Source organism: Muricoccus roseus (genome assembly GCF_900141905.1).
In the GTDB taxonomy this organism is placed as follows: domain Bacteria; phylum Pseudomonadota; class Alphaproteobacteria; order Acetobacterales; family Acetobacteraceae; genus Roseomonas; species Roseomonas rosea.
Genome location: NZ_FQZF01000008.1, coordinates 65,812 through 90,556, shown reverse-complemented (window position 1 = coordinate 90,556; position 24,745 = coordinate 65,812). Strand labels below are relative to the sequence as shown.

Annotated in this window: 21 protein-coding genes; 13 read left to right on the top strand and 8 right to left on the bottom strand. The window is 73.2% G+C overall.

What is annotated here, in order from left to right; genetic code table 11:
• Positions 1-54 precede the first annotated feature (54 nt).
• Positions 55-1,665 (top strand): glucose-6-phosphate isomerase, encoded by a 1,611-nt coding sequence (gene pgi, locus BUB97_RS08335; protein WP_073133550.1) that lies wholly within the window; start codon positions 55-57, stop codon positions 1,663-1,665.
• A gap of 27 nt (positions 1,666-1,692) precedes the next feature.
• On the opposite strand, the gene BUB97_RS08330 is transcribed toward pgi, so the two are convergent.
• From BUB97_RS08330 to BUB97_RS08320, 3 genes are read right to left on the bottom strand one after another with little or no spacing between them, the layout of a single operon-like run.
• On the bottom strand, positions 1,693-2,979 hold the full coding sequence (locus tag BUB97_RS08330; protein WP_073133548.1) for an NAD(P)/FAD-dependent oxidoreductase: 1,287 nt from the start codon (positions 2,977-2,979) through the stop codon (positions 1,693-1,695).
• A 59-nt stretch (positions 2,980-3,038) separates the two neighbouring features.
• The gene (locus BUB97_RS08325; protein ID WP_073133546.1) at positions 3,039-5,117 is read right to left on the bottom strand and encodes a TonB-dependent receptor family protein; all 2,079 of its coding nucleotides are present in this window, start codon (positions 5,115-5,117) and stop codon (positions 3,039-3,041) included.
• A 57-nt stretch (positions 5,118-5,174) separates the two neighbouring features.
• Positions 5,175-5,543, bottom strand: a complete 369-nt coding sequence (locus BUB97_RS08320; protein ID WP_073133544.1) for a DUF2946 family protein — start codon at positions 5,541-5,543, stop codon at positions 5,175-5,177.
• Between the two features lie 111 nt (positions 5,544-5,654).
• Between BUB97_RS08320 and mutL the strand changes: the two genes are divergently transcribed.
• The gene (gene mutL / locus BUB97_RS08315; protein WP_245818235.1) at positions 5,655-7,523 is read left to right on the top strand and encodes a DNA mismatch repair endonuclease MutL; all 1,869 of its coding nucleotides are present in this window, start codon (positions 5,655-5,657) and stop codon (positions 7,521-7,523) included.
• Between the two features lie 22 nt (positions 7,524-7,545).
• Here mutL and BUB97_RS08310 read toward each other — a convergent pair whose 3' ends face one another.
• The 5 genes from BUB97_RS08310 to BUB97_RS08290 all read right to left on the bottom strand — a co-directional run bounded on the left by BUB97_RS08310 (position 7,546) and on the right by BUB97_RS08290 (position 12,898).
• The gene (locus BUB97_RS08310; protein ID WP_073133542.1) at positions 7,546-8,769 is read right to left on the bottom strand and encodes a DUF4336 domain-containing protein; all 1,224 of its coding nucleotides are present in this window, start codon (positions 8,767-8,769) and stop codon (positions 7,546-7,548) included.
• A 176-nt stretch (positions 8,770-8,945) separates the two neighbouring features.
• Complete coding sequence (locus tag BUB97_RS08305) at positions 8,946-9,191, bottom strand: hypothetical protein (protein ID WP_073133540.1); 246 nt, start codon at positions 9,189-9,191, stop codon at positions 8,946-8,948.
• Positions 9,192-9,258: 67 nt separating this feature from the next.
• The gene (locus BUB97_RS08300; protein WP_073133538.1) at positions 9,259-9,705 is read right to left on the bottom strand and encodes a DNA polymerase III subunit chi; all 447 of its coding nucleotides are present in this window, start codon (positions 9,703-9,705) and stop codon (positions 9,259-9,261) included.
• Positions 9,702-11,174, bottom strand: coding sequence for a leucyl aminopeptidase family protein (locus tag BUB97_RS08295; protein WP_073133536.1), 1,473 nt, complete (start codon positions 11,172-11,174; stop codon positions 9,702-9,704). Before BUB97_RS08295 ends, BUB97_RS08300 begins: the two co-directional genes overlap by 4 nt.
• Positions 11,175-11,206: 32 nt before the next feature.
• Positions 11,207-12,898 (bottom strand): leucyl aminopeptidase, encoded by a 1,692-nt coding sequence (locus BUB97_RS08290; RefSeq protein WP_086062012.1) that lies wholly within the window; start codon positions 12,896-12,898, stop codon positions 11,207-11,209.
• Between the two features lie 325 nt (positions 12,899-13,223).
• On the opposite strand from BUB97_RS08290, the gene BUB97_RS08285 reads away from it, so the two are divergent.
• The 11 genes from BUB97_RS08285 to BUB97_RS08235 all read left to right on the top strand — a co-directional run bounded on the left by BUB97_RS08285 (position 13,224) and on the right by BUB97_RS08235 (position 24,681).
• Positions 13,224-14,759 carry a GGDEF domain-containing protein gene (locus tag BUB97_RS08285; protein ID WP_175562587.1) on the top strand — a complete coding sequence of 512 codons (1,536 nt, stop codon included), beginning with the start codon at positions 13,224-13,226 and terminating at the stop codon, positions 14,757-14,759.
• Positions 14,760-14,834: 75 nt separating this feature from the next.
• Entirely contained in the window at positions 14,835-15,572 is a 738-nt protein-coding gene (locus tag BUB97_RS08280) for a metallophosphoesterase family protein (protein ID WP_073133532.1), read from the top strand.
• A gap of 43 nt (positions 15,573-15,615) precedes the next feature.
• On the top strand, positions 15,616-16,389 hold the full coding sequence (cysQ, locus tag BUB97_RS08275) for a 3'(2'),5'-bisphosphate nucleotidase CysQ (protein ID WP_073133530.1): 774 nt from the start codon (positions 15,616-15,618) through the stop codon (positions 16,387-16,389).
• The gene (locus BUB97_RS08270) at positions 16,386-17,354 is read left to right on the top strand and encodes an L-threonylcarbamoyladenylate synthase (RefSeq protein WP_073133528.1); all 969 of its coding nucleotides are present in this window, start codon (positions 16,386-16,388) and stop codon (positions 17,352-17,354) included. The genes cysQ and BUB97_RS08270 overlap by 4 nt, the downstream gene beginning before the upstream one ends.
• Before the next feature lie 10 nt (positions 17,355-17,364).
• The gene (locus BUB97_RS08265; RefSeq protein WP_073133526.1) at positions 17,365-18,480 is read left to right on the top strand and encodes a THUMP domain-containing class I SAM-dependent RNA methyltransferase; all 1,116 of its coding nucleotides are present in this window, start codon (positions 17,365-17,367) and stop codon (positions 18,478-18,480) included.
• 51 nt (positions 18,481-18,531) lie between these two features.
• Positions 18,532-19,116: a chromate transporter gene (locus BUB97_RS08260; RefSeq protein ID WP_139281312.1), complete on the top strand. Its 585-nt coding sequence runs from the start codon at positions 18,532-18,534 to the stop codon at positions 19,114-19,116.
• Complete coding sequence (locus tag BUB97_RS08255; protein ID WP_073133524.1) at positions 19,113-19,652, top strand: chromate transporter; 540 nt, start codon at positions 19,113-19,115, stop codon at positions 19,650-19,652. The genes BUB97_RS08260 and BUB97_RS08255 overlap by 4 nt, the downstream gene beginning before the upstream one ends.
• A gap of 92 nt (positions 19,653-19,744) precedes the next feature.
• Positions 19,745-20,764: an extracellular solute-binding protein gene (locus BUB97_RS08250; protein WP_073133523.1), complete on the top strand. Its 1,020-nt coding sequence runs from the start codon at positions 19,745-19,747 to the stop codon at positions 20,762-20,764.
• A gap of 19 nt (positions 20,765-20,783) precedes the next feature.
• A complete protein-coding gene (locus BUB97_RS08245) occupies positions 20,784-22,463 on the top strand; it encodes an ABC transporter permease (RefSeq protein WP_245818234.1) in 1,680 nt (559 codons plus the stop codon).
• 86 nt (positions 22,464-22,549) lie between these two features.
• Positions 22,550-23,950, top strand: coding sequence for an FAD-binding oxidoreductase (locus tag BUB97_RS08240; RefSeq protein ID WP_338141776.1), 1,401 nt, complete (start codon positions 22,550-22,552; stop codon positions 23,948-23,950).
• Entirely contained in the window at positions 23,947-24,681 is a 735-nt protein-coding gene (locus BUB97_RS08235) for a trypsin-like peptidase domain-containing protein (RefSeq protein WP_073133520.1), read from the top strand. The genes BUB97_RS08240 and BUB97_RS08235 overlap by 4 nt, the downstream gene beginning before the upstream one ends.
• Positions 24,682-24,745: the final 64 nt, after the last annotated feature.

Sequence of the window (24,745 nt, the reverse complement as noted above, 5' to 3'; positions counted from 1 at the left end):
CGCCCCCGCGCCCGCGCCCGTAACCTCCGCCCCGATTCTGCAAAGGGGTTCGGCATGGCGCATTCGGCGGAGGCGGCCTGGGAGCGGGTGACGGGTTTGGCGCGGGAAGCCGGCGCCTCGGCCATCCGCCCGCTGATGGCCGACCCGTCCCGCGCCGCCCGCTTCACCCGCCGCGCCGGGGACATCCTCGTCGACCTGTCCAAGACCTCCCTCTCCGACACGGTGCTGGAGGCCCTGCTGGAGCTGGCCCGCGCCCAGGGCGTGCTCGCCGCGCGCGACGCCATGGCCCGGGGGGAGGCGATCAATGCCACCGAGGGCCGCGCGGTGCTGCACATGGCCCTCCGCGGCCCGCGGGGTGCCTTCCGCACGGGGCAGGAGGATGCCTCCGCCGAGGTGCATGAGACGCTGGAGGCCATGCGCGCCTTCTGCGCGCGCGTCCATGCCAGGGGCCGCTTCACGGATGTGGTGAATATCGGCATCGGCGGCTCCGATCTCGGCCCCCAGATGGCGGCCCGCGCCCTATGGCGGCACGGCATGCCGATGCGGGCCCATTACCTCTCCAATGTCGATGGCCATGCCTGGGAGGCCATGCGCCACGGGCTGGACCCGGCACGCACCCTGGTGCTGGTGGCCAGCAAGACCTTCACCACCGCCGAGACCATGGCCAACGCCCACCTTCTGCGCGACTGGCTGCGCGGCGCGCTGGGGGAAGCGGAGGCGGGCGCGCATCTCGTCGCGCTTTCCACCAACCTGAAGGCCACGCGGGAGTTCGGCGTGCCGGAGGAGCAGGTCTTCGGCTTCCGGGATTGGGTGGGCGGCCGGTTCTCCATGTGGTCGGCCATCGGGCTCTCCATCGCCCTCGCCTGCGGCTGGGACGTCTTCGCGGCCCTGCTCGCCGGCGCCCGGCGGATGGACGAGCATTTCCTCTCCGCGCCGGAGGCGGAGAACCTGCCCCTGCTGATGGCCCTGGCCGAGGTCTGGCATGTGGACGGGCTGGGCTATGGCAGCCGCGCCGTGCTGCCCTATGACGAGCGCCTGGCCCGCTTCCCCGCGCATCTCCAGCAGGTGGAGATGGAATCCCTCGGCAAGCGCGTGACGCTGGGTGGCCTCCCCGTGCCCCGCGCCACCGGCCCGGTGGTGTTCGGCGAGCCGGGCACCAACGCGCAGCACTCCTTCATGCAGTTGCTGCACCAGGGCACGACGCCCGTGCCGGCCGATATCGTGCTGGTGGCGAGACCCGACCACGGCTTCGAGGAAAACCACCGCGAGCTCCTCGCCAATGGCCTCGCCCAGGCCGAGGCCCTTCTGCGCGGCCGGGACGCGACCGAGGTGCGGGCGGAAATGGAGGCCAAGGGCATGGCGCCGGAGGCGATCGAGGCGCTGCTGCCGCATCGCCTCTTTCCCGGCGACCGGCCGAGCACCACGCTCCTCCTGCCCCATCTGGATGCGAACACTCTGGGCCAGCTCGTGGCCCTCTATGAGCACAAGGTGTTCTGCCTCGGTGCGTTGTGGAGCGTGAACGCCTTCGACCAATGGGGCGTGGAACTCGGCAAGCAGCTCGCCGGCGCGCTGCTGCCCGAACTCGCCCCGGGGGCGAAGGCGGGCGCGCATGATCCCTCCACCACCGCGCTGATCGCGGAGATCCTCCGGCTTCGCGGGGGGTGACGAGGGGGGCAGTCCCCCTCCGCCGCCCTAATCCATGCGCACGCGGGGCCGCGCCAGGGCGCGCAGGGCGCCGGACGCCCAGATCAACGGCACCCGCGCGCCATGCACCACGGCCTGGAACTGCCGGTAGAGCAGCGCGTAGCTCAACCGGGCCAGCCAGCCCTCGATAAAGGCGCCGCGCAGCATGCCCAGGCGCCCGAGGCTGCCGAAGGCGTCGTAATCGCCGAGCGAGACGAGCGAGCCGCGCTGCACGTAGCGGAAGGGCGGAATGGGCGTGCCCTCCCGCCAGGCCGGCAGGTGGCGGGCCAGGTGCCGGGCCTGCTGGTGCGCCACCTGGGCCGTGGCCGGCAGCGGCCGCTCCTGCCCGGCGGGGACCAGCGCGGCGCAGTCGCCGAGCGCGAGGATCCGGGGATCCGACCGCGTGACCATCGATTCCTCCACCCGGATGCGGCCGGCCCGGTCCGTCTCCAGCCCGTCCAGGGCGCCGGTCACCTCGGGGGCGCGGATGCCGGCGGCCCAGACCCGCAGGCTGGCCTCGATCCGGCGCCCGCCGCGCAGCGTGACCCCGCCCGCATCCACCGATTCCACCGCGGCATCGGTCAGCACCTCCACGCCCAGTTTCCGCAGCACGGCGGTGGTGGCGGTGGAGACCTTCTCCGGCAGGGCGGCCAGGATGCGCGGGGCCGCCTCCACGAGAGTGACGCGCAGGCGCCGCCGCAGGCCGGGCAGGCCATAGCCCGAGACGAGGTCGAGCGCCTGGTGCAGCTCCGCCGCCAGCTCCGTGCCCGTGGCGCCGCCCCCCACGATCACGATCGAGAGCTGCGGCTCGGCCGGGTCGTCCAGGCAGCGGATCAGCGCGCGGCGCAGCTTCGTGCGGAAGGCTTCAGCCTGCTCGCGGCTGTCGATGAACTCGGCATGCTCGCGCACGCCGGGGATGCCGAAATCATCCGCCCGGCTGCCGATGGCGAGGACGAGGCTGTCATAGGGCAGGGTGGCGGTGACCTCGTCCCGCCCCTCCTCGTCCTGCACCGTGCCGAGGGTGAGGCGCTGCGCGGAACGGTCCAGCCCGCGCAGCGTGCCGGGCCGATAGGCGATCCCGTGCCGCGCGGCATGGGCCAGGAGGGTGATCTCCTCCTGGGCCGTATCCAGCGTGCCCGCCGCCACCTGGTGCAGGCGGGGCTTCCAGATGCTCGATCCGGCCCGGTCCACCAGGGTGATGGCCAGGCCGGGCAGGCGCTGGCGGGCGAGGCGGGTGGACAGATCGAGCCCCGCCGCGCCCGCGCCCACGATAACGAGGCGGTGCGGTGTCGTCATTCCTGTCTCCTCTGCTGAGGCAGGAACGCGGGCCGCAGGGAAAGATGTCAGCTTGGCCTTCAGAACCGGAACTGCACCCCTCCATAGACGCTTCGCCCGTAGCCAGGCTCGAACAGCGCGGCATTGGGCGCGGCGACGGTCGTGACCGAGGCGCTGGAGATGTATCTCCGGTCCGCCAGGTTGCGCCCTTCGGCAAACACGGAGAGCCCGTTCTCGAAGTCCCAGCCCGCGCGAAGGCCGAGGATCGCATAGGCATTCGTCTTCAGCGTGTTGGCGTTGTCCACATGGAAGCCCTGCGGCACCCATTCGATGTTCGGGGCAAGGGAGAAGCCGGCGGGATGCCTGTAGCGTAGCTCCGCGCGGTACAGGTGGCGCGGCGCGCCGGGCAGCAGGTTGTCGCCGTAGCGGGCATCGCCGTCGAAGCGGAAATCGTTGAAGGCATAAGCCTGGCGCAGGGTCAGGCTGTCCCGCGCATCCACCCCGGCTAGGTCGCGCAGCAGCGTCCAGGACAGGGCGGCCTCGATGCCCTGGTGGATCGTGCGGTCCGCGTTCTGCGCCAGGGTCGCGCCCGTGCCGGTGGGATCGAAGAGCTGGATCTCGTCGCGGATGCTCGCCCGATAGGCCGCGACCTCCCATTCCAGCCCGCCCTGCCGCCCGCGCGTGCCGACCTCCACCGTGCGGGCCCGCTGCGCCTTCAGGGAGGAGAAGCCCCGCGCGGCGAGGGGCGTCAGGTCGCTGATGGTCGGCGGCTCGGTCGCCCAGGTGAGGTTGGCGAAGCCCTGCACCCCCGGCGTGATGTCCCAGATCAGCCCGAGCTGCGGATTGGCGAAGCGATAGGTGGTGGAGCCGGACCCGTCGCCATCGGAGAGGAAGCGGTCGCGGCTGGCGCGATAGGCTTCGCCCAGCTGCAGCCCGGCGACGAGGGCGAGATCGGGCAGGACATACAGCGTGTCCTGCAGGGTGAGGGTGTTGGTGCGCGCGCGGTCGGTGCTGGAATAGGTCAGCCGCCCGGCATGGCCGCCATTGTTGACGTAGCGCCGGCTATCATAGGTGCCCAAACCCAGCGTGCCGGCCGCCACCAGCCGGTTCCGCATCCCGCCCAGGCTGCCATCCAGCGTCAGCCGCGCGTAGCCGTTCACGTCGTCCGTGCGCTGGTCCAGGTACTGGAAGATCGGGTGGTCCAGCTCCCGGTGAACATAGGAGGCGCCGGCCTCCAGCACCGCGCCGGGGGCGATGCGCCAGGTGGTGCGGTTGCCGAAGCGGTTGCTCTCGATGTTCCGCTGGTAATCCAGCAGCAGGTTGCCCGCGGCGGCGCGGCGCGGGTCCGAGAGGGCCTGGGCCCGCGTCACCGTGCCGGGAATGCGCTGCTCGATATGGTTGTAGCCGTAATAGAAGCGCGTCTCGACATCCTCGGTGATGCGCCAGCCGAGATTGCCGTTGAAGCGGCGGGAATCACCCTCGCCGTGCCGGCGGAAGCCGTCCTGGCTGAGGGTGGAGAGGCTCGCCCAGCCATCCCAGGCCCCCGAGGCCACGCCGAGGGCGGCCTGGGCGCGGCGATAGCCATAGCTGCCCGCCTCGCCCCGCAGCACCGCGCCGGGATCGCTGCGGCCGGTGGGGGTGACGAAGTTCAGCACTCCACCCAGCGTCGCCCCGCCAAGGCCGAAGGCGTTGCCGCCGCGCAGCACCTCCACATGCTCGAAGGTCAGCGGGTCCAGCTCCTGGAAGTCGCCCGAGCCGTCCGCCTGGTTCAGCGGGATGCCGTCCTGCATCAGCAGCACGCCACGGAGATGGTTGTTCCGCGCGAGGCCCGAGCCGCGGATGGAGAGGCGCGTGTCCTCCCCCCATTTCGGCTGGGCGAAGACGCCCGGCGCGTATTCCAGCACGTCGCGCAGGGTGGTGACGCCCGCGCGGGCGCGGATCTCCTCCGCCGGGACCACGGTGACATTGCCGGGCACCTGCCGCAGGCGCAGCGCCGCCTCGGCGGCGTCGGGCGCGGTGAGGGAAGGGGCGCTTCCGGCGACGGAGACCTCCGGCACCGCGATGGGCGGGGCGGTGGCTTCCTGTGCCCAGGCGGGGGCGGGGGCGGGCAGGGAAAGGCAGCTGGCCGCGAGCAGCGCGGCGCTGAGCGATGGACGCATGAGGACTTCCTGACAGGCATGGAGAAGCCGGCCCGGGAATCGGACCGGCCGGGGCTGTCAGGCGGCGGGTGGGGCTCTGGGCTGTTGCGGCGGGGCGCGGGGCGGGAAGGGTGGCAGGCCCGCGCGCCCCGGCGGATGCGCGGCCACGGCATAGACGATGCGGAGGGCAGGCGCCGCGGGTCCGAGGGTCTCGACCGCGGCCGGGCCCTGGCAGAGGTCGCAGCAGGAGGAATCCTGCGCCTTCTCCACGGGCTTGCCGCTCTCGTCGACGAGGAGGATGCGCATGCCCGAGGGGCTGCACAGCTCCACCGCCATGGCGCTGCCCATGGCCGCCATGGCCCGCGCATGCGGCAGCACCGCACCGGCCCACTGCAGCAGCAGCAGAACGGCGACCAGGCGCGCGGCAAGGCGGCGGGAGGGGCGCATCACCGCCCCGGTATCAGAGCGCAACGGAGGCGGCGAGACGCCGCCTCATCCTTCCTTCACCCGTTTCGCCCATCCTTGCCTCGGGGCCGCGCAGGCCCCATCCCCTCCCTTGTGATTCCCGACCAGGTCATTCGCCGCCTTCCCTCCACCACCGCCGACCGCATCGCCGCCGGCGAGGTGGTGGAGCGCCCCGCCGCCGCCGTGAAGGAGCTGGTGGAGAACGCGCTGGATGCCGGCGCGCGCCGCATCGCCGTCACGCTGGAAGGCGGCGGCATCGACCGCATCCTGGTGGAGGATGACGGCAAGGGCATGGTGCCGGCCGACCTGGCGCTTTGCATCGAGCGCCACGCCACCTCCAAGCTGCCGGATGAGGCGACGCTGTTCCGCATCGCCACACTCGGCTTCCGGGGGGAGGCGCTGCCCTCCATCGGCGCGGTCTCCCGCCTTTCCATCACCACCCGGCCCCGGGACGGCGACGCGCATCGCATCGATGTCGAGGCGGGGCGCGTGGGGGAGGTGATGCCGGCCTCCGCGGCCCCGGGAACGCGGGTGGAGGTGCGGGACCTGTTCTTCGCCACCCCCGCCCGCCGGAAGTTCCTGAAGACGCCGGGCACGGAGGCCTCCCATGCCGTGGAAGCCGTGCGCCGCTTGGCCTTCGCCTGGCCCGAAGTGGCCTTCCGCGTGACGGTGGACGGACGCACCGCGCTGGACCTCGCCCCCTCGGACCGCGCCGGCCGCGCGGCCGCCCTGCTGGGCCGCGACTTCGCCGCCGCCTCCGTGCCCGTGCAGGGCGAATGGCCGGACCTGGTGCTGGAAGGGTTGGCGGGCCTGCCCACCCATCACCGCGCCACTGCGGCCGAGCAGCACCTGGTGGTGAACCGCCGCCCGGTGCGGGACCCGCTGCTGCGCGCCGCCCTCCGCGTCGCCTATCGCGACGTGCTCGCCGCGGGGCGCCACCCCGTGGCCGCTCTGTTCCTGGAGATCCCGCCCGAGCAGGTGGATGTGAACGTCCATCCCATGAAGACCGAGCTGCGCTTCCGCGATGCCGGCGGGGTGCGCGGCGCGCTCATCGCCTCCTTGCGCCGGGCCCTCGGCACGGGGGCCGGGGTGGGCATGGCGCGCAGCGGCTGGGATGCGGGGGGCGGCGCCGACCCCGCCTGGCCCAGCCGCGCCGGCCAGCCGCTGCCGGCCGAAGCCGGGCCGCAGCGGCTGGCCGCCGTCACCTGGTCCGACGGCAGCGCCACCCCGCTGCGCGCGCCCGGCTTCGCCGAGGCCGGCTTTGCCTTCACTACACCGGCTTTCCCCGCCCGGCCGGTCCAGCCCCGCTTCGCTCTGCCGCCCGGCGCCCTGACGGTGCCCGCCGAGGCGCCGCCCCTGCCGCCCGGCACGCCGGAGGAGGGACCGCTGGGCCGGCCGCTGGCACAGCTGCTGGATACCTACATCCTCGCCGAGGCGCCCGATGGCGCCCTCATCCTCGTGGACCAGCACGCGGCGCATGAGCGGCTGACGCATGAGCGCCTCTCGGCCCAGCTCGTGGCGGGCGGGGTTCGCTCCCAGCCGCTGCTGCTGCCGGCGGTGGTGGACATGCCGCCGGGCGATGCCGAGCGGCTGGCCGCCCGCGCCGAGGATCTGGCAAGGCTGGGACTGGAGATCGAGGCCTTCGGCCCCGGCGCCATTCTCGTCCGGGCTCTGCCGGCGCTGCTGGGCACGCCGGAACCGGCCCCGATCCTTGCGGATATCGCGGCGGAGCTGGCGGATTGGGAAGAGAGCACGGCACTGGAGCGGCGGCTCGACGCGGCCGTGGCGCGGCTGGCCTGCCATGGCAGCGTCCGCGCCGGACGCCGCCTGAACCCCGCCGAGATGGCCGCCCTGCTGCGCGAGATGGAGGCGACGCCGCGCGCCGCCACCTGCTCCCACGGGCGACCCACCTTCCTGCGCCTCGGCGCGGGCGACCTCGCGCGGATGTTCGGGCGAAGCTAGCCCACGCCGGGGGAGCCGGCCGTCAGAGAGGCTCGGCGGCGAGGGTGACGCCGCCATGGCCGTCGGGCTTCAGCGGCTCCACCCGCGCCGGGCCGCCCGCGCCCCGCTTGCCGACGGTGAAGAGCCAGCGCAGCGAGCGCCGCAGCTGCTCCGTCCCGTTCGTCTCGAACCAGCGGCCATGGGCGAAGACCACCCGCTCCGGCTCCAGCGCGATCAGCCGCGCGGCCGCTTCGGCCGCCTCGGCATGGCGCCGCTTCACCACCGCCCTGAGATAGGGCGGCGGCATCCCGTCCGGCGCCAGCATGCCGAAAAGCCAGGCCAGCGGCCGCAGGGGCAGCGGCACCTTGGGCGGCTCGAGGTTCATCACGAGGTCGGTCAGCACCAGCGTGCGCGTGGGGGCGTGGAACATCGCCATTTCCTGGAACCCCGCCGCACCCGGCACGGGCACCACCTCGATCGCGCCGCCCCATTCCGCCGGGGTGGTGGCGAAGAGGTCGTGGTCCAACCGCACGCCGCTGCGCCGCACCTGCGCGCGGTCGCGCAGGCCCGGGGCGGCCCAGCTCACCGTCTCGGGCAGGTGGTCCTGCCATTCCTTCAGGAAGGTCCAGTGCGCGATGTTCGGCGCGACGAGGTGGCGGATCGGCCCCAGCCGCTCCAGCTCCCGCTTCAGCGCATAGGTGAAGCGCGTGGGGGAATGCAGCAGCAGGCCGCCATCGGGCAGCCGGATCACCGTCATCCGCACGCCGAGCACCGCCCCCATGGGATTAGGGAGGATGCTGTCCACCACCCAGACACCTTCGGCGGCGGGCTTGGGCGTGTCGAGCGGGTGGTAGGCGGCCTGATGGCCGTGATGCGCCGCCTCATGCCCCAGCAGGCGCCCGGTCATGGAGCCCTGACCGGGGCCCCGGCGCGGCGCGTTGCTGCTGAGCGCGACCACCGCCAGCTCGATCGTGCCGAGGCCGACGAGAAGGGCGCGGTCCGCTTCCGATGCACGCCGCAGCGACAGGCCCGCGCCGATCAGCGCCGCGCCGCCCATGGCATCCAGCGCCAGGTGCTGGCGCATGGAGAGGGCCGGGGTCACGCCGCCCTCGTAATCCGTCAGCAGGGAATAGGCCGTGTGATAGGCGGCGGCCGCGCCGAGGGTGCGGCGCACCGGCCGGGGAAGGCCGGGGGCCATGGCGAGACCGCCGAGCAGGGCGGCCACGCCGTAGTCGATCAGCCCGTGAATACGGGTGGGGATCATCATCGCGCGCTTCCATGCGGGTGGGAGGACCCGAGGGAAACGGCAGGCGCGCGCGATGGATGCGGCGTGCGCCCGATTAGGCTGCGCGGAACCGGGTGAACCGGCCCGCTAGGCCCTACGAGGCCGGCGGCCCCGAAGCTACGCCGGGCCGGTGGTCGGGCCCAGGAAGGAAGATGGGCTCAGGCGCCCTCTTCCTCGTCATCGGAGCCGCGCAGGTCGCAGGCGATGACATAGGCGGGGGAGCCGTCCTCGGCCTCCATCTCCTCGATGAGGTCGATCCCGTAGATATCGATCTCGCCCTCTTCCTCCTCCTCGCCGCCGAGCATGATGCCCAGCGCGACGGGGCGGGACGGGTCGAGCTTCTGCAGCTCGGCGATCAGGGCGCCGACCGTCATGGTCTCGGTGGCCTGGGTGTTGTCGGACATCGGAAAACGCTCCTGAGGATCGGGCCGATGTGGCAGGCCGGCCGGCGCGGGGCAAGGGTGGCGAGGGTTATTCCCGCTTCATCCAGCCATTCGGCCCCTGCTGCCAGTAGGTCAGCGCATGGCCCGCCGCGCGTGCCCGGCGCCAGCGGTCGCGCGCGGCTTCCAGCGCCGCGGGGTCGTTGCCGTCGAACAGGTCGAAGATGCGGTCGTAGCGCCCGGGATTGGCCGTCTCGGCGCCATCCGCCAGAAAAAGATGGCGCGCGCCGTTCGGGGCGTCGTCCTCGGTGGTGAGCCAGATGGGCTGAAGGTCGGCATCCCCGGCCGTGGGGGTGCCATGGGGCAGCCAGTCCGGGTCGGGGCAGAGCCAGAGGGCGGTGTCCAGCGCCGCCAGCCGCTCCGGCCCGCCCACCCGCACCACGGCGCGGCCCCCCGTGGCCAGCACGCGGCCGAGCAGCTTCGGCAGCGCCACCTCCAGCGCCGTTCGGGTCAGGTGATAGAAGCCGATCTCGCTCATTCGAAGCGGTCCGCCACCAGCCGGTCCAGCAGCCGCACCCCGAAGCCGCTGGGGCCGGGGGGGAGGGGATAGGGGCCGGATTCCACCCCTTCCTCCCGCAGGTCCATCCCGGCGATATCGAGATGCGCCCAGGGGATGTGCGGGGCGCCCTCGGGGCAGGCGAATTCCCGAAGGAAGGCGGCGGCGTGGCAGGCGTCGGGCAGGAACTTCCCGGCCCAGCCGCCACCCCCGCCGGCGGGCAGGCAGTGGCGGAGGTCGGCGATGTCGCTCTCCAGGTCGCGCCGGTGGCCCTCGCCGATCGGCATGGGCCAGAGCGGCTCGCCCACTGCCTCCCCCGCCGCCATGGCCGCGTCGCGCAGCCCGGCATCGTTGCCGAACAGGCCCGCGCGCTGATGGCCGAGCGCGCGCACGATGCTGCCGGTCAGCGTGGCCAGGTCGATGATGGCGCGCGGTTCCTGCCGGCGCGCATGGTGCAGCGCATCGGCCAGGACCAGCCGGCCCTCCGCATCCGTGTCCACCACCTCCACCGTGGTGCCGGAGCCCATGCGGAGCACGTCACCGGGGCGGTAGCTGTCGCCATCCGTCGCATTCTCGGCGATGGCGAGCACGGCCAGGGCGGGGGCGGGGCTGTCCCGCAGCGCGAGGGCGAGCATGGCCCCCGCGCAGGCGGCCGCGCCGGCCATGTCGCCCTTCATCGCCTCCATACCGGCCGCCGGCTTGATGCTGATTCCGCCCGTGTCGAAGGTGATGCCCTTGCCCACGAAGGCGACGGGCGGGGTGCCACCCGGCCCATGGCCGGGCCAGCGCAGCACGACCAGCCGGGGCGGATGCGCCGATCCGCGCCCGACCGCCAGCAACCCGCCATAGCCATGCCGCTCCAGCCAGTGGCGGCCATGCACCACCACCTCGATCCCATGCCCCTCCAGCTCACCCAGCCGGTCAGCGAAGTCGCGCGGGGAGAGGCGGTTGCCCGGCTCGGCCGCCAGGTCCCGCGCCAGGCCGGTGCCGCGCAGCACGGCCCGCACCCGCGCCAGCGCCGGCTCGGCCGCCGCGGCATCCTCCACCAGCAGGTCCAGCTGGCGCAGGGCCGGGGGCGGTTCGGCGCCCAGGAAGGGCAGGCGGTGGCTCCTCATGCCCGCGCCCATGGCCAGGGCCGCGACCTCGGCGGGCGCCAAGCCGCGCGCGTCGATCACGGCATGGCGTGGCCCGTCCGGCCCCTCGCCGGCCAGGGAGGCAGCGGCCAGGGCGCCGGCCGCCTCCATTCCATGCGGCCCGGGCGCGACGCCGACCAGCCAGGCGGGGCGGCCCTGCACCACCCCGTCCAGCCGCAGCGCCCCGCCCCGCCCCGCCTCGAAGCCTGCCGCCGCGGCCACGGCCGCATAGGCCGGAGGCAGGGGCTCGCCGGGTATCGCCGGATAGGCGAGGGGAAGGCCGGGCCGTGGCAGCTCGGTCAGGCGAAGCGTCAGCACGATTCCCCCCCGCGATTCCTCCCGGCCGCGCCTCAGCGGCGCGGGCGGCGCGTGGCCGGGCGCCGCGTGCCGCGCGGCGCGGGGGCGGGCTCCGCCGCCGGGCGCGCCGGCAGGTCGGGCGCCGGGAGCGGGGCCTCGGAGCCGGGCGTGCCCTCGGCCAGCACGGCGGGGGAGGCGCTGCCCGCCCCGCTCACCGCGGCCTCCTCTGTCTCGGCGGGTGCCGGGGCGGGCTGGGCCTGCCGGCCCTCATGGTGCTCGGCGACGAGGCGGTCCAGCAGGCGGACGCCCCAGGCGGTGGCGCCCTTCGGCACGGTGGGCTGGTCCTTGCCGCCCCAGGCCACGCCGGCGATGTCCAAATGCGCCCAGGGGCACCCCTCGACGAAGCGCTGGAGGAACTGCGCGGCGGTGATGGATCCGCCCGCGCGGCCGCCGCCCACATTCTTCATGTCGGCGATGTCGGAGCGGATCTGGCGGTCATAGGCCTCGCCCAGCGGCATCCGCCAGGCGAGCTCGCCGACCGACTTGCCGGCCTCCTCGATGCGCTTGGCGAGGTCGTCGTCATTGGAGAAGAGCCCGGCATGCTCGTTGCCGAGCGCGACGATGATCGCGCCCGTCAGCGTGGCGAGGTTCACCATGAAGGCCGGGTCGAAGCGCTTCTTGCAGTAGGAGAGCACGTCGGCGAGGACGAGGCGCCCCTCGGCATCCGTGTTGATCACCTCGATCGTCTGGCCGGAATAGGAGGTGACGACGTCGCCCGGGCGGGTCGCGGTGCCGGAGGGCATGTTCTCCACCAGCCCGACGAGGCCGACCACGTCCACCTTCGCGCGGCGCCCGGCGAGCGCCATCATCAGGCCGGAGACCACGCCGGCCCCGGCCATGTCCCACTTCATGTCCTCCATGCCGCCCGCGGGCTTGATGGAGATGCCGCCGGTGTCGAAGGTCACGCCCTTGCCGATGAAGGCGATGGGCTTGCTGTCCCGCTTCTTCTGGTCCGTGCCGTTCCAGCGCATCACCACCATGCGCGGCGGCTGCGCGGAGCCCTGGGAGACGCAGAGCATCGCGCCGAAGCCGAGCTTCTCCAGGTCCTTCTGCCCGAAGACCTCCACCTCCACGCCCAGCTTCTCCAGCTTGCGCAGCCGGTCGGCGAATTCGGGCGGGTTGAGGATGTTGGCCGGCTCGCTCACCAGCTCGCGGGTCAGGAACACGCCATCCGCCACCGCGCGGCGGGCCGCCCATTCGCCCTTGGCGGCGGGCGGATCGTCGCAGAGCACCTTCACGCCGGTCAGGCGCGGCTTGTCCTCGGGCTTCTCCTTCGTGCGGTAGCGGTCGAAGCGCCAGGCGCGCAGGGCGGCGCCGAGCGCGATGTCGGCCGGCGCCCCGGCCCAGCCGCCGATCGCCCGCGCATCGATGGAGGCGATGCCCTCCTTGCCCAGGGCCGCCACCGCATGGCCGCCCGCCGCCTCGGCCCCGCCGGCATCCAGCGCCTCGCGCTTCCCGAGCCCGACCAGGACGAGGCGCGACAGGCCGCCGCCCGGGGCGAAGAGGGTGACCACCTGCCCCTTGCGTCCCTTGAACTCCGCCGCCGCGAGGCCGCGGGCGAGGCTTCCGCCCAGCAGCCGGTCCCATTCCCCCACCAATCCGCCGCCGAGATCCTCCTCCGCGAGGGGAAGGACGAGGGCGCCGCTCTCCGGCAGGGCGGGCTTGGCGAAGGCGATGTCGAGCATGGGGGCGTCCAGGGCTGTTCGGCCCAGAGATAGCACCGGGCGGGCGATCCGCCATGGCGGGCCGCGCATCGCGGTGAGGGCGCGGGGCGCTTCATCGAAGTGTCACGCGAGCCGCGCATGGTTGCAGGCCACCTGTGCCGCCCAGGAAGAACCAGGGAAGCAATGAAATGAAAGGAAACTCACATTTGCGTGATAATGCTTCTATGCAGCCCAGGGTTGCGGCGCCTAGACTGGGTAAACGGAAAACCCGTTCCCGGAGTCCACCAGACCCATGCCCCCCGTGGCGCCCGAGTCTTCCCGGCTTCGCTGGGAGCGTCCCGTCCGGATGGTCCGCTGGCTCACCACGGCCGGCATGGCCCTGGCGTTCGGAATGCTGGTGCTCGGGGCGCTGGTCCTGGTCGACGCGCGCCGGGATGCCTGGCTCCAGGCGGAGCAGGCGGCCTCCAACCTGGTCGTGACGCTGGAGCGGGACATCGCCCGCAACATCGCCATGGTGGACCTCTCGCTCCAGGGCGTGATCGCCGCGCTCCAGCAGCCCGGCCTGGACGAGGCCACCCCCGAGATACGGCACATGGCGCTGTTCGATCGTGCCGCCACCGCGGAATATCTCGGCGCCGTCGTGGTGATCGACGCGCAGGGCAATGTCACCGCCAGTTCCAACGCCCTGACGACCGAGCGGATGAATGTTGGCGACCGCGACTATTTCGGCGTCCATCGCGAGCAGCCGAATGCGGGGCTCCACGTCAGCCATCCCTTCCGCAGCCGGTTGCGGAACGGCGACCCCACCATCGCGATCAGCCGCCGCCTTCCCAGCGCGGACGGGCGCTTCCACGGCGTCGCCGCCGCCGCGCTCCGGCTCGCCTATTTCCAGGACCTGTTCAACCGCCTGGATGTCGGCAGCAAGGGATCCGTCTCCCTGCTGCGGACCGATGGCCCGCTGATCGCGCGTCACCCCTTCGCCGAAAGCGATCTCGGCCGCAACCTGAGCGATGCCGAGCTGTTCCGCCGCCTCGTCTCGGCACCTTCCGGGCAGTTCGTGGCCACCGCGAGGCTCGATGGGGTGACGCGCTTCTTTACCTTCCGCCAGATCAGTTCCCTACCGCTCGTCATCAGCATCGGCCTGTCGGTCGACGAGATCTATGCGGCCTGGTGGCGCAAGGCGCAGGCGATCGGCTCCATCCTGCTCGTGCTTTGCGGCGCGATCGCGCTGCTCGCGCTGCTCTTCCGGCGCGAGATGCTCGCCCGCATCGCCGCCGAGGGGGCGCTGACGGAAGCGGCCGAGAAGCTGGCCGTCATGGCCGCGACGGATGGGCTGACGGGCCTTGCGAACCGCCGGCATTTCGACCTGCGGCTGGAGGAGGAGTGGCGCCGCGCCGTCCGCAACCGGTCCTCCCTCTCGCTGCTGCTCCTCGATGCCGACTTCTTCAAGGCCTACAATGACGGCTACGGCCATCAGGAAGGCGATCAGGTGCTGATGAGCATCGCCGCCTGCATCCGGATGACAGTGCGCCGCCCGGCCGATGCCGGCGCCCGCTATGGCGGGGAGGAATTCGCCGTCCTGCTTCCCGAGACGGATGCCGCCGGGGCGCGGAAGCTGGCCGAGACGATCCGCGGCGCGGTGGAGGCCCTCGGCATTCCGCATGCGGGCAGCCCGATGGAGCGGGTGACCGTGAGCGTCGGCTGGGCGACCGCCTACCCCCAGCATGGCCAGCCCGCCTCCCTCCTGATCGAGCAGGCGGACCGGGCGCTCTACGAGGCGAAGAGGAATGGCCGGAACCGCATCGCCGCCGCCCGTCTCGCCAACCTGGGCACCCCGTCCGGGCATCCGGGCCCTCCGGGCAGCCTGCACGTCGCTGCCTGAACCGGGGCGGCCTGAGCGGGGGAGGCGGCGACGCCGCCCGGGACCGGAAGGGGCGGACGGCGCTAGGCTGCGCGGATGAGAATTGCAGCCCTCGCCGATACCCACGGCAACCTCCTGGCCCTCGAGGCGGTGCTGGACGACCTGCGCGCGGCGTCGCCGGACCTGGTGCTGAACCTCGGCGACCTCGTCTCCGGCCCCTTCGACCCGGCCGGCGCGGCGGATGCGCAGATGGCGCTGGAAGGGCTGACCCTGGCGGGCAACCACGAACGCCAGGTGATCGAGGGCGGTGGCCCCTCGGACATCTTCGCGCGCGGCTGCCTCACCGCCGCGCATCGGGGCTGGATCGCGGGGCTGCCCGCGACCCTGTCCCTGCTGGGCGGGGAGGTCTTCGCCTGCCATGGCAGCCCGGCGGGCGGGGACCTGGAATACCTGCTGGAGGATGTCTCGGGCGGCCGTGCGTGCCTGGATGCGGAGGAGGCGATCCTGCCGCGCCTGGCCGGGATCGGCGCCGCGCGGCTCGTGCTCTGCGCCCACACCCATACGGCGCGCGCCGTGGCGCTCGGCGGGGTGATGGTGGTCAATCCCGGCAGCGTCGGCATGCCGGCCTACCGGGATACGGCGCCCGTGCCGCATGTCATGGAGGCGGGCAGCCCCCACGCCCGCTACGCCCTGCTCACCCGGGGCCCCGGCGGCTGGGCTGCCGAGCTGCGCGCCGTACCGTATGACTGGGAGGCGGCGGCGCGGCAGGCCGAGGCGAATGGACGGCCGGACATCGCCCATGCCGCGCGCACCGGGCGGGCCTTGCCTGCATAGGCCAGGGCTGCCCCTCGCCCCCCGCACGGGCTATTCCCCGGGGATGACCGACGAAGACCTGCTCGCTCTGGCCGCCGACCTGGCCGAGCGCGCCGCCCATGCCATCAACGCCATCCGCGCGGCCGGCTTCGCCGTGGAGCGCAAGAGCGACGAGTCCCCCGTCACCGAGGCGGACCGGGTGGCCGAGGCGCTGATCGTCGAAGGCCTGCGCGCCGCCACGCCGGATATTCCCGTGGTGGCGGAGGAGGAGGTGGCGGCCGGGCTGGTCACGGCGCTGGCCCGCCGCACCTGGCTGGTGGACCCGCTGGACGGCACGCGGGAATTCGCCAAGGGCTATGACAGCTTCGCCGTGAATGTCGGGCTGGTGGTCGATGGTCGCGCCTATCTCGGCGCCGTCGCCGTGCCGGCCAGCATGGAGATCTTCGCCGGGATCGCGCCGCTCGGCCTCGCCTGGAAGCGCGACGCCGCCGGCCAGCGCGCTATCCGCGCCCGCGCCATCCCGCCCCAGGGCGCGACGGTCCTCGCCTCTCGCCACTATTCCGACGACCCGCGGCTTGATCGCTTCCTGGAGGGGCGCAAGGTCGCGCATATCGAGAAGATCGGCTCCGCCGTGAAGTTCTGCCGCCTGGCGGAGGGGGCAGGGGACCTCTACCCCCGCTTCGGCCGCACGATGGAATGGGACACCGCCGCCCCCCAGGCCGTGCTGGAGGCGGCCGGCGGCCGGGTGGTGGGCTTCGACGGCGCGCCGCTGCGCTACGGCAAGCCGGAATTCGAGAACCCCCCCTTCCTCGCCGAAGGGCTGGTCGGCGCCGCGTGACGGAGCGGCTCGCACCCGGCGACATCGCGCGCGCCGCCGCCCTGCTGCGGGAGGGCGCGCTCGTCGCCTTCCCGACCGAAACCGTCTACGGCCTGGGCGCCGATGCGCGAAACGGGCGGGCGGTGGCAGGGATCTATGCCGCCAAGGGCCGCCCGAGCTTCAACCCGCTGATCAGCCATTTCCCCGATGCCGCTTCCGCCTTCGCCGAGGTGGTGCCCGATGCGCGGGCGGAGGCCCTGGCCGCCGCCTTCTGGCCGGGCCCGCTGACCCTGGTGCTGCCCCGGCGCGCGGGGAGCCGGATCGACCCGCTGACCGGCGCCGGGCTGGACACGCTGGCGGTGCGCGTGCCCGGGCATCCGCTGGCGCTCGCCCTGCTGCGGGAAGCCGGGATGCCCCTGGCGGCGCCTTCGGCCAACCGATCCGGCGGGGTTTCCCCCACCACCGCCGCGCATGTGCTGGACGGGCTTTCCGGCCGGATCGCCGCCGTGCTGGATGGCGGCCCCTGCGCCGTGGGGCTGGAGAGCACGGTGCTGGACCTCAGCGGCCCCCGCCCCCTGTTGCTGCGCCCGGGCGCGGTGACGGTGGAGGCGATGGAGGCGCTGATCGGCCCGGTGGACCGGCCCGTTCCCGGGACCGGAGGGGCAGCGGAGACGCTGCGCTCGCCCGGCATGATGCTCTCGCACTACGCGCCCTCCCTGCCCGTGCGGCTGGCCGCGCGGGCGGTGGGTGCGGATGAGGCGCTGCTCGCCTTCGGCCCGGCGCTGCCGGGTGCGGGTGCCGTCTGGAGCCTTTCCGAGGCGGGCGACACCGCCGAAGCGGCCGCGCGGCTGTTTTCCGGGCTGCGCTGGCTGGACGCGGAAGGCGCGCGGCTCGGCCTGCGCGGCATCGCGGCGATGGAGGTGCCCATGGCGGGGCTGGGCGAGGCGATCAACGACCGGCTGCGACGCGCGGCGGCCCCGCGATGAAGGCCACCCCATGACCGCAGAACAGGACTTCGAGATCTTCCTGGCGACCGCGCCGGGGCTGGAGGAGGCGCTCTGCGCCGAGATCCGCGGCAAGGGCTTCAAGCGGCCCCGCGCCGTGCCCGGCGGCGCGATCATCCGGGGCGGCTGGCCGGAGGTCTGGCGCGCCAATCTCTGGATCCGCGGCGCGGGGCGCGTGCTGGCGCGCCTGGATTCCTTCCACGTCACCCATCTCGCCCAGCTCGATGCCCGGGCGCGCCGCGTGCCCTGGGCCGGCGTGCTGCGGCCGGACGTGCCCTTCCGGGTCGAGGCCTCCTGCGCCGGGTCGCGCATCTATCACAGCGGCGCGGCGGCGGAGCGGATCGAGACCGCCATCCGCGAGACGCTCGGCGCACCCGTCGCGGCCGAGGGCGGCATCCTCGTCCGGGCGCGGATCGAGGCGGATCTCTGCACCATCAGCGTCGATACCTCAGGCGAGCCGCTGCACAAGCGCGGCTACAAGGAGGCCGTGGCCGCGGCGCCGATGCGCGAGACCATGGCGTCGCTCTTCCTGCGGCAATGCGGCTATGACGGCGCGGAACCCGTGCTCGACCCGATGTGCGGCTCCGGCACCTTCGTCATCGAGGCGGCGGAGATCGCGGCACGGCTCAACCCCGGCCGGGCGCGGCATTTCGCCTTCGAAGAGCTGGCGAGCTTTGATGCCGAGGCCTGGCAGCGCATGCGGGAGGTGAAGAGCATGCGCGAACCCGCCGCGCGCTTCCATGGCAGCGACCGGGATGCCGGGGCCATCGCCATGAGCCACGCGAATGCCGAGCGCGCGGGCGTCGCCGGATGGACCAGCTTCCGGCAGGCCACGATCAGCGAGATCGTCCCGCCCGATGGCGCGCCCGGCCTCGTCATCGCCAACCCGCCCTATGGCACGCGCATCGGGGACAAGGCGAAGCTGCTGCCCCTCTACCAGACGCTCGGGCAGACGCTGCTGCGCCGCTTCTCGGGCTGGCGCGTCGGGATCGTCACGAGCGAGCCGCGCCTCGCCCATGCGACCGGCCTGCCCTTCCTGCCGACCGGCGCGCCGGTTCCGCATGGCGGGCTGCGCGTGACCCTGTACCAGACCGCCCCCCTGGCCTGATCCGCACGCGAGCCCCTTGCCCTGGCGCGCGGGCAGGGGGAGTTTGGGCCCGTGTCCAAGAATGCCGCGCCCCCGCCCGAGGAACCTCCGCTCAACCCGTCGCCCGGCCCCGGACAGCTCTTCATGGCCTTCGCCAAGGCGGGGCTGATGGGCTTCGGCGGGGCCCAGATCTGGGTTCGCCGCGCCATGGTGGAGGAGCGGCGCTGGATGACCGAGCGCGACTATGCGGAGGTGCTCGGCCTCGGCCAGGTGCTGCCCGGGCCGAATGTGGGCAATGCCGCCGTGATGATCGGCCGCCGCTTTGCCGGGCTGCGCGGCTCCTTCGCCGCCACGGGCGGCCTCTATCTCTTCCCGCTCATCGTCCTGATCTCCCTCGTCCTGCTCTGGCAGGGCTTCGCGGATAATCCTGACGTCAGCGCCTTCATGCATGGGCTGGCCTGCGCGGCGGCGGGGATGGTGATCGGCAACGCCTTCCGCATGTCCGGCCGCCTGCGGCCGCCGCCGGAGCTGATTGCGATCGGCCTGCTCTCCACCCTCGCCGCGGCCTGGTTCCGCGTGCCGCTGCCGGTCATCGTGCTGGTGCTCGGCCCCGTTTCCATCGGCGCCGTGGTGTGGCGGATGCGGAGGGCCGGATGACCCCCGCCGCCTGGGACCTCTTCGTCTTCTTCCTGAAGCTCTCCCTCCTCGCCGTGGGCGGGGCCAATGCCGCCGTGCCCGAGATGCACCGGGAGGTGGTGGAGCTGCGGGGGTGGATGACCGATGCCACCTTTTCCCAGGGCTATGCACTGGCCTCGGCGGCGCCGGGGCCGAACGTGCTCTTCGTGGCCGTGATCGGCTGGCATGTGGCGGGGGCGCAGGGGCTGGTGGCCAGCCTTCTCGGCTTCCTCGGCCCGACCTTCATCCTCGCCTGGGCCGTGGCGAGCCTCACCCAGCGCCTGGCCGGGGACTGGCGGCTGGCGGCGCTGCGGGCGGGGCTGGTGCCGGTGGCGATCGGGCTGATCCTGGCCACCGGCCTCGTCACCGGGGCCGCGGCGGCGCGCGGCTCGGGGGTGGAGGTGGCCGTCGCGGTCACGATCACCCTGGCCTCCGCCCTCTTCACCTGGCGCAGCAACCTCTCGCCGCTCTGGGCGCTGGCGGCGGGCGGCGCGCTGGGGTGGCTGCTGCTGCACTAGCCCAGGCTGATACGCATTCTCAGCCACTTGCGGCCGTCACGGCCTTGGAACAGATTGCGCCTGCTTCATCTACCCCAAACAAGGCCAGCACCATGATCCGCCCGAAGAAGGCCGTGCTCTTCGCCCTCTCGCTGCTTCTGGCCCCGGCGGCGGCCCGGGCGGCCGAGGTGAATCTCTACACGACCCGCGAACCCGGCCTGATGCGCCCGCTGACCGAGCGCTTCACCACCCAGACGGGCATCCAGGTCAACACGGTCTTCGTGCAGGGCGGGCTGGCCGAGCGCCTGGCGGCCGAGGGCAGCCGCTCCCGCGCCGATGTCGCCATGGTGGTGGATGTGGGCAACCTGATGGAGCTGGTCGACCGCAACCTCACCCAGCCCGTGGAATCCGCGGCCCTCACCGCGGCCATCCCGGCCCATCTGAGGGATCCCCAGGGCCGCTGGTTCGCCCTCTCCACCCGGGCGCGCGCCATCTATGCCTCCCGCGAGCGCATCCCGGAGGCCGAGGCTGCGAAGCTGACCTACGAGGACCTGGCCGACCCCCGCTTCAAGGGGCGCGTCTGCATCCGCTCGGGCCAGCATCCCTATAACACCGCCCTCTTCTCGATCCTGATGATCGAGCATGGAGAGGGCTGGCTGCGCGACTACCTGACGAAGCTGAAGGGTAACCTGGCCCGCCGCGCGACGGGCGGCGACCGCGAGGTGGCGCGCGACATCCTGGCCGGCATCTGCGATGTCGGGCTCGCCAACACCTATTATGCCGGCCTCATGCTCTCCGGCCGGGGCGGCGAGGAGCAGAAGCGCTGGGGCGAGGCCGTGCGCGTGGTGCTGCCGGCCAACGAGACGGCGGTGAACATCTCGGGCGGCGCCGTGACGCGCCATGCGCCGAACCGGGCCGAGGCGGTGCGCTTCCTCGAGTTCCTAGCCTCCCCGGAGGCGCAGACGATCTATGCCGACGGCAATTTCGAGAATCCGGTGCGCCCGAATACCCCGGTGAACGAGATCGTCGCCGGCTTCGGGCCCGTGACGCCGCGCAACGTCTCCCTGCCGGAGGTTGCCGCCCGCCGCGCGGCCGCCAGCCGGATCGTGGACGAGGTCGGCTTCGACCGCTAAGCGGCTTCGGCCGGCCATCTTGCATTTCCCCCGCCCCCGGCGGGCGGGCAGTATCCGCCTGGGGGCGGCGCTCAGCGCCGCCCTCGTCGCCTTGCCCGTCCTCGCCCTCGCCATCGCCGCCGCGCGCGGCTCGGGCGATCTCTGGCCCCATCTGATCCGCTATGTCCTGCCGCAGGCGGTGCTGGAAACGGCGCTGCTTCTGGCGGGCGTCGGCGTGGTGGTGGTCGGGGTAGGCACGGGCACGGCCTGGCTCGTCTCCTGCCACCGCTTCCCCGGGCGCCGCGTCTTTTCCTCGGCGCTGGTGCTGCCCCTGGCGCTGCCCACCTATGTGTCCGCCTATGCCTGGCTGGACGTGATGCACCCGGCGGGGCCGGTCCAGTCCGGGCTGCGCGCGCTCCTCGGCGTCACCGATCCCCGCGCCATCCCGCTGCCCGAGATTCGCTCGCTGCCCGGCTGCATCATGGTGATGGGCAGCGTGCTCTTCCCCTATGTCTATCTCGCGGCCCGTGCCGCCTTCCTGACCCAGGGGGCGGACCTGCTGCGGGCGGGGAGGGGGCTCGGGGCCGGGGGGATGCGCCTCTTCCTCTCCATCGGCCTGCCCATGGCCTGGCCGGCCATCGCGGCCGGGGCGTCGCTCGCGCTGCTGGAGACGCTGAACGACGTGGGCGCGGCCGAATTCCTCGGCGTCCGCACCCTCACCGTCTCGGTCTATGTCACCTGGATCACCCGCTCCTCGCTGGAGGGGGCGGCGCAGATCGCGCTGATGATCCTCGCCCTCGTCGCCGCCCTGGTGGCGCTGGAGGGCTGGGCCCGCAGCCGGGCGCGGGGCGCCCATGCGGTGCGGGAGGGCGCGCGGCCGGACCGGCGCACCCTCTCCCCCCTGGCCGGGCTGTTCGCGGCCCTGTTCTGCGCCCTGCCCGTGCTGCTCGGCTTCCTCGTGCCCGTCTCCTATCTCGTCTGGGCCGCCTGGCGGCGGGTGGCGGAATTCGGCCTGCCGCCCGATCTCGGTGCCTGGATCGGCAACAGCGCGCTGCTTTCGGGCGCCGCCACGCTGCTGGTGCTGCCCGCAGCCCTCAGCCTCGCCGCCGGGGCGCGGGGGGATGCCATGCCGGACCGCCGGGCCATGGCCGGGCCGCTGCTGCTGCGGGCCAGCCTGATGGGCTATGCCCTGCCCGGCGGGATCGCGGCGGTGGGGCTGATCGTCGCCTTCGGCGGGCTGGATGACCTGACGGAACGCTTCGGCGACTGGGCGCCCGCGCTTTCGGGCACCGCCGCCGCGCTCATCCTCGCCTATTTCGTGCGCTTCCTCGCCATCCCCGCCGGCGGGCTGGACGCCGCCTATGCGCGCATCCGCCCGCAGATGGATTGGTCCGCCCGCTCCATGGGCGCGGGGCGGGGGCGGCTGCTGTGGCGGGTGCACCTGCCGCTGCTGCTGCCCGCGCTTTCGGCGGCCGCGCTGCTCGTCTTCCTCGACGCCATGAAGGAACTGCCGGCCACGCTGCTGCTGCGCCCCTTCAACCGCGAGACGCTCGCCACCGCCCTCTATGCCGAGGCCGCGCGCGGCACCTATGAGGAAGGCGCGGTGGCCGCCCTGGCGCTGGTGGTGGTGGGCCTGCCGGTGATCGGGTTGCTGGTGGCGGGCGGGCGGCCGAAGGAGCGTCCGCCGAAGCGGATGCAACGGAGCGAATCGCGCCCTTGACCCATCCCCTCGCGGTGGCGTTTGGTCCTCTTCCAATGCCCGATACGAACCCGCCCCGCCCCGCGATCCCGCTCCCGGATGAGCTGATGGCGTCGCTCCTGTCCATCCTGGGCCCGCGCGGCATCGTCACGGACCCCTCGGACCTCGAGCCGCATCTTTCGGACTGGCGCGGCCTCTATCGCGGCGCCTCCCCCGCCCTGCTGCGCCCCGCCTCCACCGAGGAGCTGGCCGCCTGCATGCGCCTCCTCCACGCGGCCGCCATCCCCGTTGTCCCCCAGGGTGGCAACACCTCCATGGTCGGCGGCGCCATGCCAGATGAGAGCGGGCGGCAGGTCATCCTCTCCCTCTCCCGCATGAACCGCATCCGCGATCTCGACCCCGTGGACATGACCATGGTGGCCGAGGCCGGGGTGGTGCTGAAAACGGCGCAGGACGCGGCGGCCGGCGCAGGCTGCCTCTTCCCGCTCTCGCTGGGCGCTGAGGGCACGGCCACCATCGGCGGCGTGCTCTCCACCAATGCCGGCGGCAACACCACGGTACGCTACGGCAATGCGCGGGACCTGATGCTGGGCCTCGAGATCGTGCTGCCCGATGGCGGGGTCATCCACGGCCTCCGCCGGCTGCGCAAGGACAACACGGGCTATGCGCTGCGCCACCTGATGGTGGGTGCGGAGGGCACGCTGGGCATCGTCACCGCCGCCGTGCTGCGGCTGTTCCCCCGCCCGCGGGCCGAGGCTATCGCGCTATGCGCCGTGGAGAGCGAGGACGCGGCCCTCGCCCTATTCCGCCGCTTCCGCGACCGGGATGAGACGGCGGTGCGGGCCTTCGAATACATGTCCGGCAACGGCATGGAGATGGTGCTGCGCCATATCGACGGCGCCACCCTCCCGCTCTCCGAGCGTGCGGATCACTACGTGCTGGTGGACCTCGCCTCCTCCCGCCCGGATGCCGACCTGCGCGGGCTGATGGAGGCGGTGCTGGAGGAGGCGCTGGAGGCCGGGGAGGTGCTGGACGCCGCCCTGGCCGAGAGCGAGGCCCAGCGCCACGCCATCTGGCGCCTGCGCGAGGAGCATCCGGAGGCCCAGAAGAAGGAAGGGGCCTCGGTCAAGAACGACGTCTCCGTGCCCGTCTCCAAGGTGCCGGAGATGATCCGGCGCTGCAGCGCGGCCCTGCAGGCGCTGATCCCCGGCAGCCGCCCCGTGCCCTTCGGCCATATGGGCGACGGCAACATCCACATGAACCTGGAGCAGCCGGAGGGCATGGACGCAGCGGCCTTCCTCGCGCGTTCCCATGACATCATGGATTGCGTGAACGACATCGTCCGCGACCTCGACGGCTCCTTCAGCGCGGAGCACGGGGTGGGGCGGCTGAAGCCCGACATGCTGGCAGAATGGCGCGGCGGCGCGGAGCTGGATGCGATGCGAAGGATCAAGGCCGCGCTCGACCCCAAGGGCCTGCTGAACCCGGGCAAGGTGCTGCCCGCGTGATCCACGGCCCCGGCGGGGCGTCTCTGGCGGCGCTGGCCCTTCTCTCGGCCTGCGCCTCTCCCTCTCCCTCCGTCCGCTCCTGGGTGGAGGACGAGCCGGCGCGGGCCGCGCCGGGGGAGCCCAGGCGCCTGCCGGACCTGCCGGACGCCTTCCGGGCGGAGCTGCGCGGCGGCCGGGCCCCCGGCTGCCCCCTGCGCGGCGAGGCTGTTTATCTCGGCGAAGGCCGCTTCCTCACGGCGGCGCATCTGGTGGACGACATCGTCCCGGGGATGCGCCACTGCTCCGGCGCCCCGATCCCGACCACCATCCGCTTCCGCGACCGCGTGCTGCATGTGCGCCCCGTGCGGATTGGCCAGGGCTATGTGGAGCCGGGGGTGGGGCCGCTCTACCGGCAAGGCCAGGACCTCGCCCTCCTCCAGGCCGGCATGGCGCCGCCCGGCCCCGCGGCCCGGCCCTGCGCCGGGGGGCCGAAGCAGGGCCAGCCCGTCCTGGTTCTCGCCACCAACCGGCGGGAGGCCGTGCGCGCCGGGCCGGTCGTGCCCGAAAGCCGCCCGGCGGATGGCGCCTATACCGACCTTCCCCTGCCGATGGCCGAGGGGGAGTCCGGGGCCGGCGTCTTCGACCTGGAGAGCGGCTGCCTCCTCGGCATCGTGAGCCACCGCCCCGATTCGATGCCGGGGCATGTGCGGATCGTTCCGGCCGACGCCATCAGGGCGTTTCTCGGGACCTGACGGGGCGGGGTGGAAAGGGGGCCTTCATCGCGAAGGGCCATTTGCTCCCACCGGGTCGGATGGA